22 protein-coding genes are annotated in these 19,920 nt (G+C 37.0%); 11 read left to right on the top strand and 11 right to left on the bottom strand.

The features are described from left to right. Window positions 1-23: 23 nt before the first annotated feature. Entirely contained in the window at window positions 24-1,223 is a 1,200-nt protein-coding gene (locus tag HMPREF0013_RS13625) for an MFS transporter (RefSeq protein ID WP_002119446.1), read from the bottom strand. Window positions 1,224-1,437: 214 nt separating this feature from the next. Here HMPREF0013_RS13625 and HMPREF0013_RS13620 point away from each other — a divergent pair, with 214 nt between their 5' ends. Together HMPREF0013_RS13620 and HMPREF0013_RS13615 are read left to right on the top strand one after the other, a co-directional pair. Continuing rightward, window positions 1,438-2,235 carry a DUF4198 domain-containing protein gene (locus HMPREF0013_RS13620; protein WP_005803562.1) on the top strand — a complete coding sequence of 266 codons (798 nt, stop codon included), beginning with the start codon at window positions 1,438-1,440 and terminating at the stop codon, window positions 2,233-2,235. Window positions 2,236-2,522: 287 nt separating this feature from the next. Further along, window positions 2,523-3,443, top strand: a complete 921-nt coding sequence (locus tag HMPREF0013_RS13615) for a LysR family transcriptional regulator (protein WP_002122195.1) — start codon at window positions 2,523-2,525, stop codon at window positions 3,441-3,443. A 60-nt stretch (window positions 3,444-3,503) separates the two neighbouring features. Here HMPREF0013_RS13615 and HMPREF0013_RS13610 read toward each other — a convergent pair whose 3' ends face one another. Continuing rightward, window positions 3,504-3,956, bottom strand: coding sequence for a DUF441 domain-containing protein (locus HMPREF0013_RS13610; protein ID WP_002122149.1), 453 nt, complete (start codon window positions 3,954-3,956; stop codon window positions 3,504-3,506). Window positions 3,957-4,205: 249 nt separating this feature from the next. Here HMPREF0013_RS13610 and HMPREF0013_RS13605 point away from each other — a divergent pair, with 249 nt between their 5' ends. Together HMPREF0013_RS13605 and HMPREF0013_RS13600 are read left to right on the top strand one after the other, a co-directional pair. After that, a complete protein-coding gene (locus HMPREF0013_RS13605) occupies window positions 4,206-4,424 on the top strand; it encodes a hypothetical protein (RefSeq protein ID WP_002122273.1) in 219 nt (72 codons plus the stop codon). Window positions 4,425-4,525: 101 nt separating this feature from the next. Further along, the gene (locus HMPREF0013_RS13600) at window positions 4,526-5,230 is read left to right on the top strand and encodes a pseudouridine synthase (RefSeq protein ID WP_002122183.1); all 705 of its coding nucleotides are present in this window, start codon (window positions 4,526-4,528) and stop codon (window positions 5,228-5,230) included. Here the strand turns inward: HMPREF0013_RS13600 and HMPREF0013_RS13595 are convergent. The 3 genes from HMPREF0013_RS13595 to HMPREF0013_RS13585 form a co-directional block, all read right to left on the bottom strand. Beyond that, window positions 5,223-5,666: a GNAT family N-acetyltransferase gene (locus HMPREF0013_RS13595; protein WP_002122286.1), complete on the bottom strand. Its 444-nt coding sequence runs from the start codon at window positions 5,664-5,666 to the stop codon at window positions 5,223-5,225. The two genes, HMPREF0013_RS13600 and HMPREF0013_RS13595, sit on opposite strands and share 8 nt — an antisense overlap. Window positions 5,667-5,764: 98 nt before the next feature. Next, window positions 5,765-6,073, bottom strand: coding sequence for a type II toxin-antitoxin system RelB/DinJ family antitoxin (locus HMPREF0013_RS13590; protein WP_002122138.1), 309 nt, complete (start codon window positions 6,071-6,073; stop codon window positions 5,765-5,767). Between the two features lie 110 nt (window positions 6,074-6,183). Then, on the bottom strand, window positions 6,184-7,092 hold the full coding sequence (locus HMPREF0013_RS13585) for a pseudouridine synthase (protein ID WP_005803556.1): 909 nt from the start codon (window positions 7,090-7,092) through the stop codon (window positions 6,184-6,186). A gap of 120 nt (window positions 7,093-7,212) precedes the next feature. Here HMPREF0013_RS13585 and tsaE point away from each other — a divergent pair, with 120 nt between their 5' ends. From tsaE to HMPREF0013_RS13560, 5 genes are all read left to right on the top strand, one after another. Continuing rightward, entirely contained in the window at window positions 7,213-7,686 is a 474-nt protein-coding gene (gene tsaE, locus HMPREF0013_RS13580) for a tRNA (adenosine(37)-N6)-threonylcarbamoyltransferase complex ATPase subunit type 1 TsaE (RefSeq protein ID WP_002122283.1), read from the top strand. Beyond that, complete coding sequence (mutL, locus tag HMPREF0013_RS13575) at window positions 7,679-9,628, top strand: DNA mismatch repair endonuclease MutL (RefSeq protein ID WP_002122200.1); 1,950 nt, start codon at window positions 7,679-7,681, stop codon at window positions 9,626-9,628. The genes tsaE and mutL overlap by 8 nt, the downstream gene beginning before the upstream one ends. A gap of 6 nt (window positions 9,629-9,634) precedes the next feature. After that, window positions 9,635-10,579, top strand: coding sequence for a tRNA (adenosine(37)-N6)-dimethylallyltransferase MiaA (gene miaA / locus HMPREF0013_RS13570; RefSeq protein ID WP_002122252.1), 945 nt, complete (start codon window positions 9,635-9,637; stop codon window positions 10,577-10,579). A 94-nt stretch (window positions 10,580-10,673) separates the two neighbouring features. Next, a complete protein-coding gene (gene hfq, locus HMPREF0013_RS13565; RefSeq protein WP_002122267.1) occupies window positions 10,674-11,186 on the top strand; it encodes an RNA chaperone Hfq in 513 nt (170 codons plus the stop codon). A 140-nt stretch (window positions 11,187-11,326) separates the two neighbouring features. Next, window positions 11,327-12,184 (top strand): EamA family transporter, encoded by an 858-nt coding sequence (locus HMPREF0013_RS13560; protein ID WP_002122237.1) that lies wholly within the window; start codon window positions 11,327-11,329, stop codon window positions 12,182-12,184. 39 nt (window positions 12,185-12,223) lie between these two features. Here the strand turns inward: HMPREF0013_RS13560 and nfsB are convergent, their stop codons facing one another. Further along, window positions 12,224-12,877 carry an oxygen-insensitive NAD(P)H nitroreductase gene (gene nfsB, locus HMPREF0013_RS13555; RefSeq protein WP_002122258.1) on the bottom strand — a complete coding sequence of 218 codons (654 nt, stop codon included), beginning with the start codon at window positions 12,875-12,877 and terminating at the stop codon, window positions 12,224-12,226. Between the two features lie 135 nt (window positions 12,878-13,012). Between nfsB and HMPREF0013_RS13550 the strand changes: the two genes are divergently transcribed. After that, a complete protein-coding gene (locus HMPREF0013_RS13550) occupies window positions 13,013-13,243 on the top strand; it encodes a hypothetical protein (RefSeq protein WP_005803551.1) in 231 nt (76 codons plus the stop codon). A gap of 7 nt (window positions 13,244-13,250) precedes the next feature. Here HMPREF0013_RS13550 and HMPREF0013_RS13545 read toward each other — a convergent pair whose 3' ends face one another. Both HMPREF0013_RS13545 and HMPREF0013_RS13540 read right to left on the bottom strand, forming a co-directional pair. Continuing rightward, complete coding sequence (locus HMPREF0013_RS13545; protein ID WP_002122216.1) at window positions 13,251-13,970, bottom strand: UDP-2,3-diacylglucosamine diphosphatase; 720 nt, start codon at window positions 13,968-13,970, stop codon at window positions 13,251-13,253. A gap of 15 nt (window positions 13,971-13,985) precedes the next feature. Further along, on the bottom strand, window positions 13,986-14,495 hold the full coding sequence (locus HMPREF0013_RS13540; protein WP_002122280.1) for a peptidylprolyl isomerase: 510 nt from the start codon (window positions 14,493-14,495) through the stop codon (window positions 13,986-13,988). A gap of 167 nt (window positions 14,496-14,662) precedes the next feature. Here HMPREF0013_RS13540 and HMPREF0013_RS13535 point away from each other — a divergent pair, with 167 nt between their 5' ends. Next, entirely contained in the window at window positions 14,663-16,390 is a 1,728-nt protein-coding gene (locus HMPREF0013_RS13535) for a glutamine--tRNA ligase/YqeY domain fusion protein (RefSeq protein WP_002122255.1), read from the top strand. Window positions 16,391-16,816: 426 nt separating this feature from the next. Here the strand turns inward: HMPREF0013_RS13535 and HMPREF0013_RS13530 are convergent, their stop codons facing one another. The 3 genes from HMPREF0013_RS13530 to HMPREF0013_RS13520 all read right to left on the bottom strand — a co-directional run bounded on the left by HMPREF0013_RS13530 (window position 16,817) and on the right by HMPREF0013_RS13520 (window position 19,917). Next, window positions 16,817-17,539: a glutamine amidotransferase gene (locus HMPREF0013_RS13530; RefSeq protein WP_005803549.1), complete on the bottom strand. Its 723-nt coding sequence runs from the start codon at window positions 17,537-17,539 to the stop codon at window positions 16,817-16,819. 166 nt (window positions 17,540-17,705) lie between these two features. Next, entirely contained in the window at window positions 17,706-18,521 is an 816-nt protein-coding gene (eutC, locus tag HMPREF0013_RS13525) for an ethanolamine ammonia-lyase subunit EutC (RefSeq protein ID WP_002119351.1), read from the bottom strand. A gap of 10 nt (window positions 18,522-18,531) precedes the next feature. Beyond that, window positions 18,532-19,917, bottom strand: coding sequence for an ethanolamine ammonia-lyase subunit EutB (locus tag HMPREF0013_RS13520; RefSeq protein ID WP_002119346.1), 1,386 nt, complete (start codon window positions 19,915-19,917; stop codon window positions 18,532-18,534). Window positions 19,918-19,920: the final 3 nt, after the last annotated feature.

Here is a 19,920-nt window from a genome sequence, read left to right as displayed (position 1 = left end):
TAATAAGTTAGCCTTTTGTTTAATTAAGCTTTTTTGCTGGCTTTTTCTACTGCAAATGCGATAAGTAAGATAATCAGACCGCCAAGGCTTAAAACAAAACCTACCCAGATTGGAGCGATCCAACCCATTTGGTGGCTGAGTACCCAGCCCCCTAAAAATGCACCTAATGCATTGGCCATATTAAAGGCAGAGTGGTTGAGTGAGGCAGCTAAAGTTTGGGCATCACCTGCAACATCCATTAGACGAGTTTGTAATGCTCCGCCTAACCCCATTACCGTGAGGCCAATTAAAAATAAAGATGCGATGGCAGTATAGATATTACTCATTAAAAAACTAGTGACAACAAAAGCGATAGCTGAGCTAATTAATACACCCACTATAGTTTTGTTGAGGTTCTTATCTGCAAGCCATCCTGCCGCTAAACCACCAATAACCATACCTATACCCCAGATAGCTAAAGCGATAGGAACGATTTGGATATTAACTTCTGTGTATTCGGTCAAAATTGGAGAGACATAGCTATAAACTGAAAACATGCCTCCAAAACCGATTGCACCCACTGCTAGTGTTAACCACATGTTGATATTTTTAAGGCCAGCTATTTCAGTTTTTATACTGGCAGTAGCTTGAACTGGGATATTGGGTACAAAGAAGCCAACAGCAATTAAAGTGACGAAAGCAATAGTTGCTGAAAACTCAAAACCTGCTCTCCAACCAAAGTTTTGGCCTAACCAAGTTGCTAGAGGAACTCCAATTACTGTTGCGACTGTAAGCCCCATCATCATTTGGGCAACTGCAGAAGCTCTTCTTGACGGACCCGCTAGTTCAGCTGCAACTAACGCACCGACTCCAAAATATGCTCCGTGTGGTAAACCTGCAATGAAACGTGAGACTAGAACAGTTTCAGGTGTATGAGCTAAAGCAGTACAGGCATTCGCAACACCATAAAACAGCATTAAGCCGAGCAATAAAGTTTTTCTAGGTACTTTGGCTCCGAGAATAGCGATGATAGGAGCACCAATAACTACACCCAATGCATAAGAACTAATAAAGTGACCAGCTTCAGGTACTGTAATATTTAAATTATTTGCAATTTCCTGAATCAGTCCCATTGCGACGAATTCAGTGGTTCCAATACAAAAACCACCTACAGCGAGTGAGAAAATTGCTAAAAAGAGAGAGTAATGTTGAGGTGTGGAAAGAGGAGATTGCGGGGACGCCATAATAAGTTAAGGGAAGACACAAAAAAGAGAAGTATAAGGGAAAACAGAACAGAATAATAAAAAACTAAAATATTGAGGGAAAGATTACGTATTTCTTTTTAAAGTAAAATTAAATTTATTAATGATAATAAGAATTATTTTTATTTGTGTATACTGTATCCGCTTATATTTTGTCTGAAATTTTTAACTTTGCGTATAACAGGATTTTGTAATAATGAATAGATTTCTAATGACGTCACTTGCATTGATATGTACAACAGGCTTTGCTCATGAACCTTATGTAGCTCCTGTAGCTTATAAAACTGAACAGACTCTAGTACCCGTAATTGCTGGTTATGCGGAAGAAGCATTAAATAGTGAATATGCTTTAAAGGATGCTAAGCTTACTGTAATTACACCTAGAAATGAGCTTAAAACCGTCAATTCAGAAACCCTGCATAAGTCTGCTACTGTTTTTGATGTAGATCTACCTGAAGAAGGCACATACATTGTTCAAACTCAGGCAAGTTATCCTTTGAAATATGTATACGACCAAAAAGCATGGCATTTATTTTTTGATATGCCAGCTGATAAAGCTCCACCGAAAGCAGAACGTGAATATTTGATTCCAACTGACCTTAAAACAAAAACAATTAAAACAGAACAAGTAACACGTGAGTGGATATTGCAGAGTTATCTTTCTAAAGGAAAAGTTTCAGATATTCAGCTTCCGAATACACCGATTAAAGTTAGTTTCTCTGTACATCCAAACCAGATTAAAGCTGCTCAACCTGTTAAATTAACCATAACTGAAAAAGGACAGCCTTTAGCTTATGCTGAAGTGAATTTAAGAGAAAAGGGTGCAACTGACAAGCAAGTGCATCAGTTTAAGGCGGGAGGCAACGGTCAAGTCGAACTTACGTTTCCAAAAGTTGGAGAGTACCTAGTAGAAGTAACAGCTCCTCTAAATTTGAAATTAAAACCTAAAGATCAGAGCTATACGATTATTAGCTTAAATGTTTTAGCGCAATAGTTTTTAGCGTTTTAAAAAATAGGTCTTTATTAGGCCTATTTTTAGTTTTCATATTCTTACTCATTAAAAAAACTTCATTAAAACGTTTAATTTCACTTTAGTTTCAGAGGAAACAAAAATTCATTGCAAGTAAAAGATAATGAAATAAAATTCATGTTGAGACAAACTAATTAATTTTATGTTAAACTGAATAAAATTCATTAATAAAGATTTGTCGAAAGTTTTATGGAAAAGCAAAGATGAGCTTTATCCATTTATAGATAAATCTGTTTTTTAGGCTTGGGCCCATGTTAGAAATACGCCACCTTAAAACTCTAGTTGCTTTACGCGAGCATGGTTCATTAGTTTCAGCAGCTAATGACCTTTGTTTAACGCCATCTGCTATTTCCCATCAATTAAAAGAATTAGATCATTGGTATGGGGTAGAAGTAGTTAATCGTCGAAGTAGGCCTGTTAGTTTTTCTAATGTTGGACAGCGCTTATTAAAATTGGCTGATGATGTTTTACCACAAATCCAGATTACACATAGTGATATCACACGTATTGTGCATGGACAGACAGGTAGAATTATTTTTTCATCGGAATGCCATAGTTGCTTTGACTGGTTAATGCCTTTATTAAATCAGTATCGCCAGCAATATCCTGACGTCGATTTAGACTTTGCATCAGGTTTTGAAGCCAATCCGCATGAACTCTTACAAAATGCAGAATTTGATTTACTGATTACAGCTGATCCAATTGCGTTAAAAGGAATTGAGTATTTTCCGATTTTTGAATATGAGTCACGGTTAGTCTTATCAAATACGCATCCTTTGGTACGGGCTGAAAATATTACAGTTCAAGAGTTGGCCGAAGAAGTTTTAATTACTTATCCGGTTGATAAGCACCGTTTAGATATTATGTCTAAACTTTTCATCCCCGCGAATATTCAGCCTAAGCAAATACGAACAACAGATTTAACCCAAATGCTTATTCAACTCGTTGCCAGTGGACGAGGTATTGCTGCTTTACCTGATTGGGTAGTGAATGAGTATGAACAAAAGGGATGGGTCACAAGTCGTCGTTTAGATTGTGTTTCTCCTACAGGTTTAAGACGAACTTTATATGCAGGCTACCGAACTGAAGAAAAAGAGAAAAGTTATTTTGAAGGGTTTTTAAAGCAGTTAGAAAAGTTCTCTCTAAAGCGAAACGCTTATTATTCTGGCTAAAAAATAATTTAGCCTAAGTGTTAAAAAGGTGCTTTATTGCACCTTTTTTATGTCGATTTCTTATTTACCAATGAATAAAGAGAGTAAGCCTGCCGCAATTAGAGGACCGACTGGTACACCACGGAGTAAAGCGACACCTGCAACTGTACCAATCAGTAAACCTGCGACCACGTCAGGTTGGCTCGACATTAGTTTTACTCCGCGACCACCTAGCCAGGCGACTAACAGGCCAATTGCGATAGCCATAAGAGACTTAACACTAATAAAGGATTTTAAAATACTCTCACCACTGAGTTTCCCACTGGCAATTGGAGTGAGTACGCCAATGGTTAAAATAAGAATTCCTAAATTAAGACCATGAGCTTGAATATAAGGGAAAAACTCATTTAATGGTGTGATTTTAACGACAATCAATACACCTGCTGCAATAGTTACAGCTGCATTTTGACTTAATAAGCCGCAGACAAGCAGAACGAGTAGAACAACTAAATTAACATCAAATTGGGCAAGCATGGCGAGCGGAGGGCATTATAAATAGATGGAATTGTATAATATTTAAGAGTTGGAATGTGAAAGCTTTAAAAGATACAGCTGATTTCAGCTCTTCTTAATTAAAAATTGAGTGTATATCTCTCAATGATAAGGAGTTTTAATTTTTGGTTACGCTTGGACACAATGTTATATAAATTAACAAGTTAAAAAGTATAGTGTTTAAAAATTATGATATAAAAATAATCATTACTCATGAGTACGGGATATTTTATGGACATTATAGATATCAAGATCAAAGATCAGTTTGATAAGATTCATGATGCAAAAGCACAACTAAAGAAAAATTTAGTGGAACATGAAAATGAATCTTTAAAACTAAGCCAACGAATTGAGCATATTATTGTTGATAATGAAATTATTTTGCCTACTACAGAATTATTATTTGAAAGCGAACAGAACGAAAATATTTATCGAGTCGTTGAAGAGTAAGGTTGCGAGCTAGTTCAAGTAGATGAAAACAGTAGCGAGTAGTGTTTAGTAAAAAATGGAACTACGTTAAAATAACAGCTTAGTTCTAATGAGAAAACTTCATGCTGCTGGAAAAAATTTTACAATCACAAGGGTTTGGTTCTCGTAAATATTGCCAGCAGTTAATAAAAAACGGATCTGTAAGTGTTGATGGAGAGGTTGCAGATGATCTCAAAAAGCAATTCTCTCCAGAAAATTTAGAATTTTCTCTTTTTGGGGAAACTTATCAATATCGAGAAAAAGTTTATCTTGCGCTAAAAAAACCAAAAGGTTTTGAGTGTTCACACCAACCTCACCATCATCAAAGTGTATTTAGCCTTTTACCGGAAATCATGATTCAACGTGGTGTGCAAGCCATTGGCCGTCTAGATCAAGATACAACGGGCTTACTTTTACTTACTGATGACGGTAAATATCTTCAAGCTTTAACTCATCCCCGTAAGCATGTTCCAAAGGTTTATCATGTTACGACTATAGATCCAGTTACACCTGAGCAAATTGAAATGCTGAGCCAAGGTGTGAGCCTACATCAAGAAAAAGGTATTTTCGCTGCAACGGATGTAGCGATATTAGAAATGCATCAATTAACCATGACGATTCATCAAGGTGTTTATCATCAAGTAAAAAGAATGATTGCAGCCGTGGGAAATAAGGTAGAAGCATTACATCGCCATCAAGTCGGGCAATTGGTTTTACCTGAACTTGAAGATGGAGAATGGGTTTATTTATCTGAAGAACAAAAACAACTCGCTCAAAATATCATTTGAGAAAACAATGGAAGGTTTGGAACTCGCTATCTCGAATAAATCCCATTTGTTCATATAAGCGATGAGATTCATGATTGTTGCTTTGAGTTTCCAAACTAATCCGCAAAGCATTCTCTTGCTTTGCAAATAAGATTGCTGTATCGATTAGCTGTTTAGCAGAACCTTGACGACGAAAAACAGGCGTAACATAGACATCATCTAGGATATAGTAAGTGGAACAAGCAACTGAAGAAAAACCTAAATAGAGTAAAATAAAACCCGTAATTTTATCGTCTTTAATATGAATGAAGAACACACTTTCTCTATTCTCAAAACGTTGTTTTAGGAAGTGAAGTGATTCATTAAAATTAGAAGAGGCCCCATAAAATTGGCGATATTCATCAAATAAAACGGCGAGTTGCTCTAAATCTTCAAAAGTCGCTCGTCTAACGATCATTTGGCACTCCTTGTAACTTATCATTATGTTTTTACAAAGAGAGCATAACGAAAAAAAGAGCTTTTTGACGTTAAAACTTGTTTATAAATGCAACAGTGTTAAGTTTTGTCGCTTTCACCAAGAAGTGCATTCAACTCTTCAAATAAATCTTCATGGTCATCATCTTCAGCTAAAGTTGATGAATTTTGGTTTAATGAAGATGCTTTTGCTTTTCTCAGTTTTAATAATTGTTCCATATTAATATTCTGATTTTCGATAGCAAAAGGAATAGATTTAGTTAATACGACCTGTTTAAAAAAAAGTCGTACTGCTTGGGCAGGGGTAATTCCCAGTTGTTTAAAAACAGCAAAAGCCTGCTTTTTTTCTTGGGAGTCAAGTCGAACCTGATAAACTTCTGTTTTTCGCATGAATAACAAAACCAAATGATTTTAATTTTTAGGAATTTATTTTAAACCATCGCAATGTAATTTCAATGCTTTTTGGCATAAAAAATAGTCTTTTTGTCATTACGGTTACATTACAATGTCAATTCAAACTCGGAATTAAAAGACATTCCCTCTTTTGTGAGGGGGTCTGTAAATGAAATATGCTTAGCCAGAAGCTGTAATGGTTCCGAGAAGTCATCCTCAGCTTTGTGCTGAACTACTGGATAAAATGGATCATTTTTAATCGGGATTTCTAAGTAATTAAGATGCACTCGAAGTTGGTGCTGTTTGCCCGTTGTAGGAGTTAAGCGATATTTTGCCCAAATCTGGTTATGCTCGATCAGCTCAATATAAGTCTGGGTATTGGCTTTCGCATTTTCTATAACCTGCATCGTATAAAAAGGAAGACCTTTATCTAAATGCAAATGTAATGTCTGAGGAAAATTTAAATCTTTTTTATAAGGTGCAATAGCGTGATAAATTTTATTGACTTGGCGCTCTGCAAATAATTGTTGGTATATACCACGCGACTCAACCTGCTTGCAAAATAGAACAACACCCGCGGTTTCGCGGTCTAAGCGATGAATGGGTGTTAAAAATTCATTGCCTGTTTGTTTTTTTAGCCGCACTAAAAGAGTTTCTTGAACATATTGTCCTGTCGGGCTAATTGTTAAAAAATGTGGTTTATCGACCACCAGTAAATCATCATTTTCAAATAAAATGTGATGCTTAAAAGGTACATGTGGTTCATATGCAAGAAAGCGATAATAAAAAATATGGGTGTTGCCGACATACGGACTGGTTAAAGTTAATTTATCCCCATTTGCTGCATATATAAGGCCGTCCTGAAATCTTTGTTCCCATTCTTCAGTTTTAATATGTGGAAAGTGACCACAGAGATACTCATAAATCGTTTGAGCATCTGTTTGTACAGGAAGATAGACTTGACTCGCACTTACTCCCTCAATCATGGGCGGCAGAAATTCGTTTGGACTAGACATAAAAAAGTGTGAATATTTAAGAAAATTGATATAAAAAAAGCCAACTTCTAAGGCTTAAGTAGGCTTTTAAGGCAGGGCAATGTTATCATATCGATTATTTTGAATCATGTTATGTGTGCTATGTCGTATTCATTGAAATTGGTCTTAAATCATGAAGAAGATACTGAGCGTCTAGCTCGAGCTTTGGCGCAGCATGTTCAGTCGGGTGTAATTTATTTAATTGGGGACTTAGGTGCGGGTAAAACCACACTTACGCGCTATTTCTTACAGGCTTTGGGCCATAAAGGTTCTGTTAAAAGCCCAACTTATACGCTTGTTGAGCCGTATAAAATTAATGATAAAGAAATTTTTCATTTTGACTTATATCGTTTGAATGACCCCTACGAACTTGAATTAATGGGAATCCGTGATTATTTAGATATCACAGATGCATTATTTTTATTTGAATGGCCTTCTAAAGGTGGTGATGAAATTCCACAAGCGCATATCATCATTGACATTCAAAAGTCAGATGATGAGTTGACTCGTTTAGTAACGTTAACTTTACCAACAGAAAATTTGTACCAGACTTTGCAGGAACAGCTTCATGACTGATGAAAAGCTAACACAACGTCGTATTCATACATTAGACGCAGCGTTAGCGAACCAGATTGCAGCAGGTGAGGTGATTGAGCGTCCTTCTTCTGTGGTCAAAGAATTATTAGAAAACTCAATTGATGCAGGTGCAACTGAGCTGATTGTACGGATTGCTCAAGGTGGTTCGACTTTAATCGAAATCATTGATAATGGGCATGGTATTCATCCCGATGATTTGGCACTTGCTGTCATGCGTCATGCCACAAGTAAGATTAAAACTGCTGAAGATTTACATGCGATTGTGAGTTTGGGGTTCCGTGGGGAAGCCTTAGCTTCGATTGCTGCGGTTTCAAGATTGACTTTGACCAGTAGCCAAGATGAAAGTGGTATTGGTCATCAAGTTGAAGTAAACGGTACAGCATTTGATCATCAAGAGGTACAAGCTGTTGCAGCACAAAAAGGTACTCATATTCGAGTTCAGGACTTATTTTTTAATGTTCCTGCGCGTCGTAAATTCTTAAAAAAACCAACCACTGAATTTGGTCATATTGAAGAAATCGTTCGCCGTCTAGCCCTAACACATTTCGATATACGTTTTGTGCTTGAACACAATGATAATATTAGAATTAATTTACCGATAGCAGATAGCGGAGAACTGCGTTTTCAACGAGTTCAGCAATTATTAGGCTCACAATTTGTTCAAAATGCATATTGGATTGATGCTGAAAGTATTAGTATGCGTTTATCAGGTTGGCTTGGTCATCCTTCAGATGCACGTGCACAGGCTGATATGCAATATGTCTATGTAAATGGTCGTATTGTCAAAGATAAAACGATTTCGCATGCGCTACGCATGGCCTATGACGGTATTTTACATGGTCATCAACATTCATCTTATTTACTTTTTTTAGAAGTTGACCCTGAAAATATTGATGTCAATGTCCATCCGACTAAACATGAGATTCGATTTTTAAATCAAAGAGAAGTGCATGAGTTTGTAAGACATTATGCAAAAGAAACTCTCGCACAATTTCAGACAGCGAGTGCTGATCTAGCTCAAGCGATGAAAGCGGATGAAAGCTCAGATTATTCAGTACAACCTCAGCCCAAATATCAAGAGCAATTTTCATTGCACCGTGCAAATGAAACTTTAAATTCTGACAGTGAAGCACGAACTCAGCCTGCACCGACAGAATTATTAACTGATTTTAACGCTAGTCGTCCGAAAGCTGTTCATTATGCAGATCAAACACCAAAATATAATGGTTCTGCTCAACTAAATAATGCTTTAAAAACTTATTTAGCCCCACTTCGCGACCAACCTACTAATTTTTCGGTAAATGAGGATATTGAGCCAGTTGCTAAAGTAGATGAATTTCCATTAGGTATCGCAATTGCTCAACTGCATGGAATTTATATTTTAGCGCAGAATACCGAAGGGCTTATTATTGTTGATATGCATGCGGCACATGAACGTATTTTATTACAGCAAATGAAAAACGCTTGGGATAAACCTGAATTTTGGACATCTCAGCAATTGCTTATACCTAAGGTGATTTCCATTAGCCGTATGCAAGCCGTTAGGGTCGAAGAATTAAAACCTCAGCTTGAGCGCTTAGGTTTGGAAATTGATTTATATGGTGATGAGCAAGTTATTGTTCGCGGTGTGCCAGCTATATTACAAAAAGCTGATTTTGAAAATCTTATTCCAGAGCTTTTAAATGATTTAGATCCAAATGATGAAGCACAAGGATTACTTCAAAAAAGAGATGAGTTATTAGCTGGAATGGCATGTCATGGAGCAGTACGTGCACATCGACAACTCAGTCTTTCAGAAATGAATGCTTTACTTCGTCAAATGGAACAAACCGAATTTGCGAGCCAATGTAACCATGGGCGGCCAACTTGGCGTGCATTTCCATTACCTCAATTAGATAAATTATTTGCTCGAGGAGAGTAGTTTTACATGTCAAATCAATTGCCCGTCATCAATTTAATGGGACCAACTGCGAGCGGAAAAACCGCTTTGGCATGTGAATTATACGAGCGTGGAAATTTTGAGCTAATTTCTGTTGATTCCGCTCTTGTCTATAAAGATATGGATATTGGCACGGCTAAACCTACTCGTGAAGAGCAAGAACTCTATCCTCACCATCTTATTGATATTATTACTCCTCTAGAAGTCTATTCAGCTGCTCAGTTTGTTGAAGATGCATGTAAATTGATTGATGAAATGCATTCACGTGGCAAAACTCCTATTTTAGTAGGAGGGACAATGTTATATTTCAAGGCATTGTTAGAAGGATTATCTGGTAATCTACCAAGTGCTGATGCTCAAGTTCGGGCAGCCATTGAAGAAAAAGCTCTAAATGAAGGATGGCAAGCAGTTTATGATGAGTTGGTTTCTGTAGACCCTGCCGCCGCTATAAAGTTTAATGTAACTGATAAGCAAAGAATTATTCGGGCACTGGAAGTTTATAAAATTACGGATGAACCAATTACTAAATTGCAGGCAGAACAACCAAAAAACGTACCATATCGATACATATTTCATAACTACGCTTTACTTCCAGATCGGGTAGAATTACATCAACGCATTGAGCAAAGATTAAGCAAAATGTGGGATATCGGTTTTTTGAGTGAAGTTGAAGCTCTAATTGAAAAATACGATTTAGATGAAAATTTACCCTCAATGCGTTCGGTGGGTTATCGACAAGCACTAGAATTTCTATTAAAAAGTGATCTAAGTCTCAAAAGTAAACGTGAAATGGAGGATAAAGCTTTATTTGCAACACGACAACTTGCCAAACGTCAATATACGTGGTTACGTTCTTTGCAAGAAATACACGATTTTAAAACTTACTTGACGATAAAGCAGGCGAAAGAAGACTTGCGAAACTCTTATGGATAAAGCAAAATTTGCACACTGTCTTTTTATAATTTTTAGTTGAAAAATAAAGATAGTTTTTTTGCGCTGATTTAAAAATTTTTTTTTGGAGTTAAAAATGTCTAAAGGTCAAACTTTACAAGATCCGTTCTTAAATTCTCTCCGTAAAGAACGTATCCCTGTTTCTATTTTCCTTGTGAACGGTATTAAATTACAGGGTCATATTGAATCTTTTGACCAATATGTTGTTTTATTAAAAAATACTGTAAGTCAAATGGTTTACAAACACGCGATTTCAACTGTTGTTCCAGCACGTAACCCTCGTCCAGCAGGCGCACAAGGTACAGGCTTCCCAGCACAAGGCGGCACTCAAGGCGGTTTTGGTGGTCAAGGTAGCGGCTTTGGCGGCGGTCAAGGCGGTGGCTTCGGTGGCGCTCAAGGTGGCTTCGGTGGCGCTCAAGGTGGCTTCGGTGGTCAAGGCGGCTTCGGTGGTCAAGGTGGCTTCGGTGGTCAAGGTGGCTTCGGTGGTCAAGGTGGCTTCGGTGGTCAAGGTGGTTTCGGTGGTCATCAAGGTGGTTTTGACAACGATTCTAAATTTGAAGATGGTCAAGACGACGAAAATAATCGTTAATTGAAATCTTAAAAGAAACCAGTCAGACAATGACTGGTTTTTTTATGTGTATTTAAAAGTTGATTCAGAATATTTAACTGGTCATGGAGAATGATTTGCCATGATGACTAATTTTATTTAAATAAATAGGGCTTTAATGAATGCTATTAATATTAGCTGCTGCTTTTAGCAGTGTCTTGGTATCGATCCTATTAAAAAATTTAAAGAGAAAAGGTTATCAACCACTACAAATGATTGCATGGAACTATGCAAGCGCAAGTCTTCTTTGTTTTTGGTGGTTTCAGCCTGATATTCAACATGTTTCAATACAACATACGCCTTGGTGGTTAATCTTTGCTTTAGGAATAATTTTACCTAGTATTTTTTTATGTCTTGCTAAATCATTAGAGTATGCAGGAATTGTGAGAACCGAACTTGCACAGCGTCTTTCAGTTGTTCTTTCTTTACTTGCGGCATATTTCTTTTTTCATGAACAATTTAATACCTTAAAACTGTGGGGTATAGGCCTAGGGATTTCTGCGGTCTTACTCGTATTATTTGGGCAAATCAATTCTTCAGCAAATCACCAATCTCGAAAAGCGATCTTTGCTCTTTTATGTGTATGGTGTGGTTATGCAGCAGTAGATATTCTCTTGAAATATACAAGTAGTTTAGGTCTGCAGTTTGCACTCACTTTAAATCTTATTTTTATTACTGCTTTTATATTGTCGATTTCTTATTTATTGCTACAGAGGACTCAAAAGTGGCAGTTTAAAAGTACGATAGCTGGATTAATATTGGGAATACTCAATTTTTCAAATATTGCTTTATATGTAAAAGCTCATATTCTTTTAAAAGATTCTCCTGCTATTGTTTTTGCGAGCATGAATATTCTTGTTGTGTTATTGGGAATTTTAAGCGGAGTGATTTTATATAAAGAAAAATTAAAATGGCCTACTATTTTGGGGATTCTTTTAGGAATAAGTGGGGTAGTTTGTTTAGCTAGCGCAATGGCTTGATAGTTCAAGAGAATAGAATCTCTTGAACTATAGATATTTTTATAAATATGTGAAAATCACTTCATCTGGCAGACGTGATTTAGGAAGCTTAGCATTAAAGTCATTTTCACTGCGATAGCCTAGAGAAACAATCACAGAGCTTCGTAAGCCTTTTTCAGTTAACCCGAGCTCAGTATTTAAAATTTCTTCATCAAAGCCACCCATTGGAGTTGCATCAATGCCTTCTAAGCCCGCAGCAAACAGTAACTGTCCTAAAGCAATGAATGTTTGATTTTCCATCCACCCGAATAAATTTTTCTGTTCATTTCGGTAGAACTCGACGTAGCCATGGCGAGTATCTTTTTGGCCTAATTTTGCTTTTTCATCTTTAAAACGGCCACTTAAATCATCTTGCTCAAGTAGTTGATTTAAGTACTCAGATGTAATATCCGTTTTTGTACAGAATACAAGTGTATGTGATGACTCAAGTACTTTAGGAGCATTGTAAGCATACTTTCCTGTTAATGCTTTTGCGATTCGTTCTTTAGCTGCAAGATTGTCTGCAACTATAAAGTGCCAAGGCTGAATATTTACTGAAGAAGGGGTAAAACGTAAAATTTCTAATAATTTATTAATTTTTTCTTGAGGAATTTTCTTTTCAGAATCATATGCTTTTGTTGTATAGCGGCTTTTAACCGTATTTAATAAATCCATACTTTACTCCATATCAGTATAGCAATTGAGAGAATTTAATCTTTGCCATCATACGCTATTTTATTCAAAAACATTTCGTATATAGTTTGATAAAGAAATATAATGTTTATATAAAGTTTTAGTAATCTATTGAAAATGATTGATTTAATGCCAACAGATGCGAAGAGTAAGCTACGGGAAATTAGAATTGTTAAAGCTTTTATTATTTTTGCATTGGTTTTGAGTCTTTTAATTTTATACATCGAGTATCAAAAGTATGGACATATAAACTGGAAATTTGTATTTATTGCCAGTATATGTGTGATTTACGATTTTGATTTAAATAACAAAATTAAAGAATTGAAAGTTCAAATAAAAAGTTACTAATTTTTAGTTAATAATTCCAGATAATCAATTCAAGCTGTTGCATATTTGAAGACGGATCAATTTCTAAAATATAAGCTTGATCTTCACGCCAATCGCCAAGAACAATTCGTTGTTTAGCTTGTACTTGGTGAATTGCAGGGCGATGGGTATGCCCATGAATCAGTATATCTACATCTGTTAAAGCAGAAATAACAGCTTGTTCATTCACATCCATAATTTCATAGCTTTTTTGCTGTTTATCTGCGGAGCTTCTTTTTCGAAAGCCATTAACCAGTTTAGTACGAAAACTCAGGGGCGTACGGCGTAAAAAAGCCACTAAAAGTGGATTTCGAATAATTTTTCTAAATCTTTGGTAGGAAACGTCATCTGTACATAGGGCATCACCGTGTTCTAAGCGGTACTGATGTCCAGCAATATTAAGATAATAAATGTCAGGTAGTAATACACCGTTAAATTTATTGAGGAAAATCTGATTTAAAGCAAAATCACGGTTACCTACTTGGAAGTAAACCCGATTTCCTTTTTTGTTAAAGTCTTTTAATGCCTCAATAATTTCATCGAGCCATGGTGCTGAGTAATCATCGCCAATCCAAGCGTTAAACCAGTCACCTAAAATATAAAGCTGTGTTTGTTTATTTTGATAATGCACCAATAAATCTAAAAACCCTCGAACAAGTCGAGGGTGTTCAGGTGACAAGTGTAAATCAGAGATAAACAAATAGGTCACAGCTTATTCCTAAAATTATTCAGAAATAATTTTAGCAGATTCGATTACAACGTTTTCTAAAGGAACGTCAGCGTGGTAACCACGGTTGCCAGTGCGAACGCCTTTGATCGCTTCAACAACATCCATACCTTCAACAACTTTACCAAATACAGCATAACCCCAACCTTGAGCAGTTTTAGAGGTATGATTTAAGAAAGAGTTGTTTTTTACGTTAATGAAGAACTGTGCAGAAGCAGAGTGAGGTGCTTGAGTACGTGCCATAGCAATCGTACCAACATCATTGCTTAAACCATTGTCAGCTTCGTTTTCGATAGAATCACGAGTTGCTTTTTCTTTGAAGTTTTCATCCATCCCGCCACCTTGGATCATGAAACCATCAATGACACGGTGGAAAATAACGCCGTCATAAAAACCGTCACGTACATATTCTAAAAAGTTTGCTACTGTTTTTGGTGCTTTTTCAGTATTTAGTTCAAGAACAATACGACCTTTATTGGTGTTTAATTCGACTTGAGGAAAACTCATTACATTAATCTCCTAAACATGGGCTTATGACCATGGGTTTTTGGTTGAGAGAAGCATAAGCAAACTGTAAACTACAAGGCAAGTAAAAAACGTTAAAATCTTTGTGAAAAATGAAGATAGCGTTTAAATTTTTCGAAATTTATCTACAAAGAAGTGATTGATACACTATGAAGCCTAATGATGTTGTCTCGAGCCTGCCTAATAACCCGACACCGAATACTCATGCCTCTGTCGATTCTGCGCAGCAAGAACAACAGGCTGGCTTAGATTTTGTTCGCCAAGTCATTACTGATGATTTGGCTACGGGACGTGCAAAGCAGATCGTAACGCGTTTTCCACCAGAACCAAATGGTTATTTACATATTGGCCATGTAAAAGCGATTTGCTTAAACTTTGGTGTGGCTGAAGAATTTGATGGTTTGTGTAATTTGCGTTTTGACGATACAAACCCTGATGCTGAAGAACAAGAGTATGTTGACGGTATTGCGAATGATGTGAAATGGCTTGGTTTTAACTGGAATGGTGAACCACGCTATGCATCGGGTTATTTTGATCAATTATATGCATGGGCAGTTCAACTTATTGAACAAGGCGATGCATATGTAGATTTACAATCTCCAGAAGAAATTAAGTTAAACCGCGGTAGCTTTGTTGAGCCAGGTAAAAACTCTCCATACCGTGATGCTTCTATTGAAGAGAATCTTGCTCGCTTTGAAAAAATGCGTAGCGGTGAGTTTAAAGAGGGTGAAGCGGTTTTACGTGCCAAGATTGATATGGCAAGTACAAATGTACATATGCGTGATCCGATTTTATATCGCGTATTACATTCAGAGCATCATCAAACTGGCGATAAATGGAAAATCTACCCAATGTATGACTATGCTCATCCATTGTCTGATGCCATTGAAGGAATTACCCATTCGCTTTGTACATTAGAATTCCAAGATCACCGTCCGTTTTATGACTGGATTGTTGAAAAAGTAAAATCTAAAGCTGTTCCACATCAGTACGAATCTTCACGTTTAAACGTGGATTACACCATTACGTCAAAACGTAAATTACGTAAATTGGTGGAAGGTGCGTATGTAAATGGTTGGGATGACCCACGTATGCCAACCGTAGTCGGTATGCGCCGTCGTGGTTTTACTCCTGAAGGCTTACGTGATTTTTGTAAGCGTGTAGGCGTGTCAAAAACTGACGGTATTGTTGATGTTGCAATGCTTGAGTTCTGTATTCGTCAATCTTTAGAAAATACTGCTGCGCGTGGTATGGCTGTTTTAAGTCCACTTAAAGTGACTTTAACTAATTTACCTGAAGATATGGATCTTACGCATGCTCGCCATCCTAATGTTGATATGGGTGATCGTGTGATTCCTTTAACTAAGGAAATCTATATTGATCGTAAAGATTTTGAAGAAGTACCGCCAAAAGGCTTTAAACGTTTAATTCCTGACGGTGAAGTGCGTTTACGCCATGCTTACGTGATTAAATGTGATGAAGTCATTAAAGATGCAAATGGTGAAGTGATTGAACTGAAATGTTCAATTGACCCTGAAACTCTAGGAAAGAATCCGGAAGGCCGCAAGGTTAAAGGCGTGATTCACTGGGTATCTGCAACTAAAGGGATTCCTGCTGAAGTGCGTATTTACGATCGTTTGTTTACTGAAGCTGCACCTGATGCAGATGATGACTTCTTGGCAAATCTTAATCCTGAATCATTAAAAGTGGTACAAGCTGTCATTGAGCCAGCTTTGGCACAAGCGAATCCTGAAGATCGTTTCCAATTTGAGCGTGAAGGCTATTTCGTTGCTGATCAATATGATCATTCACCAGAGAAACCGGTTTTCAACCGTATTCTTGATTTGAAAGATAGTTTCAAGCCTGCGAAAAAGTAAGAGATTGATTATCTCTTACTTTTTCGCAAGACGAACAACATGTTGTGAGTAAACAGCAGATTTAAAAAAGCCCAACTCAGTTGGGCTTTTTATTTAGATGTCTTCTCATATTTTCTTTTTCTTTATGATTAATATCCTTGGCAAATTAGCTTAGGTTGGATTAATCACATAAAAATAAAGAACCAAGATTATAAGGAGAATACATGAAAGCAATAAATAAGTATTGACCGTATTAAAGCTTTTAAGAAATTTCCAGATATCCATAGTAAATCAACGTATATTTTGTGTTACAAATTAATAATACACTGAAAATTTTATTAAATGTTTGTTAAAGGCGAATATAGCACTCTCTTTGTTTGAAAAATAAGCAAGCAATCATACCAAATGGTAAAATTTAGTATCCGCGAACATTAGAATCTTTATAGTTTATCCACCATAACCAATTCTTTTTAAGAATTTTTGAATAACATCAAAAGCAGCATGTTCGAGATTTTGAGCATATTGCTGATTTTCTTCGCGAAGTTTTGGAATTGAAATATTTGCATGGCGAAGTTCACATGTATGACCAATGAGCCATTTCTCAAAATTTTCTTCTGTTGTTTCAATATGAAACTGCAACGCGAGAATATTATTTCCAACTTCAAATGCTTGATTGGTATAAATCTCTGAACTAGCTAATAACACCGCGTTTTCAGGGAGGTCGAAAGTGTCACCATGCCAATGTAGAACATGGATATTATTAAGCAAAGCAGATAATACCTGATTAGGACGTAAACTTAAGCTCAGTGGACCCCAGCCAATTTCTTTTTGATGTCCTGCATATACTTTTGCACCAAGCGCATGAGCAATAAGCTGTGCACCCAAACAAATACCAAGTGTAGGTTTATCTGCTGCTAAACGTTGTTTAAGTAAGGCAATTTCATCTTTTAAAAATGGATAATCTTCAGTTTCATAAACCCCGATTGGGCCACCTAAAATAATAGTTAATCCATCGTGTGCAAAAGCAGCAGTTAAATCATCTACACCTGCTTCAAAATAACGAACGCGAAATCCGAGTTGATAAAAGACATCTTCTAATGAACCTAAGTCTTCGAAAGCAAGATGCTGAATGGCATAAATAGTTTTAGGGAAGGCGTTTGTTGTGTTCATACAAATGATTCATAGAAGATCAATAGATGGAGTATAGCGATAAATATAAAGAAGAAAATATCTGTATAAATCGTCAATACCTGAAAATTGATATTTTTCGTTAAGATAATATTGTTATGCGAAGGATTATCTATTTTTCAATAAATCTCTTTGCATATTCCATTGCCTAAAATAATAGCTTTTGAGTTTCTGCAAAATCTATATTTGAAAGTTGATGCTCATCTTTTAGATTAACTCCTGAGAAACCAAGCTGTTTTGATTTTTTCATGAGAGCCATTAACCGTTGTACTGCCACAGGAATACTTAAGCCTGCTGAACGGACATTGGAAATACAATTACGTTTAGCATCGAGGCAACCTGAATATGCATTCAACGTGTAGTAAATTCCCATACTATCAGGAGAGCTTAAACCCGGACGCTCACCAATGAGCATCACAAGCATGGGTGCCTTAAAGATTTCAGCAACCTCATCACCAAGAGCAACCCGACTGCCTGTCGCAATTGCAATTGGTGCAAGGCTCCAGTTTTCTTGCTGAATTTGTTCATTCAGCATTGTAATGAATGAGATAGCATTCGCTTCAATCGCTCTTGCAGAGAGGCCATCACCAACTACAATACAAACATCATACTGTTGCGTGTTTTCTGCATACTTCTTAATTAAGACTTCTTTTGATAGGTTTGAAAGCTGACGACCTAAATCTGGACGTTTAAGATAAATTTCTTTATTAGGTGCATTACTTTGGACATGAAGACTTTGCAGCTGTTTTTGCGTTAATTGCTCAGATAAATATGAAACATTCATGTCTTGATAAACCGCATCTTTTGCTTGTGCATGCGACAACTGAAATTCAAGTAAGGCTCGTGTTGGGATACTACAACCCGCACGGCCCAGAGCAATACGGGCATCGGTAAACTGTTTAAGTTTTTCCCACTGATCTTGATGGGTAGAAGATGGATATTGAATATCACGGTTCAGTTTCATGGTGTTCTCCCTAGTTCATGAGCAGACGAGAGAATTGGTCAGGCATGTGGTCTGCCCAACAGATTTGAGAGTTTTGTTGTTTAAAAATACCTTGCTGTTCAAGCCATGCTGAAAACTCAGGAGCGGGTTTTAAACCGAGGAGTTGTCTTAAATAGAGGGCATCATGGAATGAAGTGGTTTGATAGTTGAGCATGACATCGTCTGAACCCGGAATCCCCATAATAAAGTTAATACCCGCGGCGCCAAATAGAGTAAGAAGAACATCCATATCATTTTGGTCGGCATCGGCATGGTTGGTGTAACAAATGTCGCAGCCCATTGGCACGCCAAGCAACTTACCGCAGAAGTGATCTTCTAGTCCGGCACGTATAATTTGTTTACCGTTAAAAAGGTATTCAGGACCAATAAAGCCAACGACTGTATTCACTAAAAGCGGATTATATTTACGGGCTAATGCATAAGCGCGAGTTTCTAATGTTTGTTGGTCCACTCCGTGATGTGCATTGCTGGATAACGCACTGCCTTGGCCCGTTTCAAAGTACATGACGTTTTGTCCAATGGTTCCGCGCTTGAGTGCAAGTGTGGCTTCATATCCTTCTTGTAGTAAATCGAGTGAAATTCCAAAACCTTCATTAGCTAGTTGGGTGCCGGCAATTGATTGGAACATTAAATCAATTGGCACATTTTTTTCAGCAAGTTGAATGCCTGAGCTGATATGTGTGAGAACACAAGATTGCGTTGGAATCTGATATTCCTGAATGACATGATCAAGTAATTTTAGTAGCTCTGACAAATTATGAAGATTATCTGTGGCGGGGTTAATGCCAATTACGGCATCGCCATTGCCATACATTAAACCATCTAAAATACTGGCAGAAATACCGAGCACATCATCGGTCGGGTGGTTCGGTTGTAAACGGGTAGAAAGATGGCCTTTTAAACCAATCGTGTTGCGAAACTGGGTGACCACTTCACATTTGCTGGCGACATAAATTAAATCTTGATTGCGCATAATTTTGCTGACAGCAGCTACCATTTCTGGAGTTAAACCTGATGCTAAGGCTTTTAAACTTTGAGCAGTGGCTTCTTCTCCAAGTAACCAATTTCGAAAATCACCTACTGTAAAGTGTGAAATAGGGGCAAAGGCTGCCAGATCATGTTCATCAATAATTAGTCTTGTAATTTCATCAGTTTCGTAATCGACCACAACCTCATTCAAAAAAGTTTTAAGTGGTACATCGGCCAAAGTCATTTGTGCCGCAACATGTTCGGTTGCATCTTTGGCCGCTACACCTGCTAATTCATCACCTGAACGTAACGGCGTTGCTTTTGCCATCAAGGTCTTCAAATCAGCAAAGTGATACTGTTGATTGGCGACAATATTGCGATAACTCATAGT

This window comes from Acinetobacter sp. SH024 (assembly GCF_000163635.1).
GTDB lineage: Bacteria > Pseudomonadota > Gammaproteobacteria > Pseudomonadales > Moraxellaceae > Acinetobacter > Acinetobacter pittii.
This window is presented reverse-complemented; position numbering and strand designations above follow the sequence as displayed.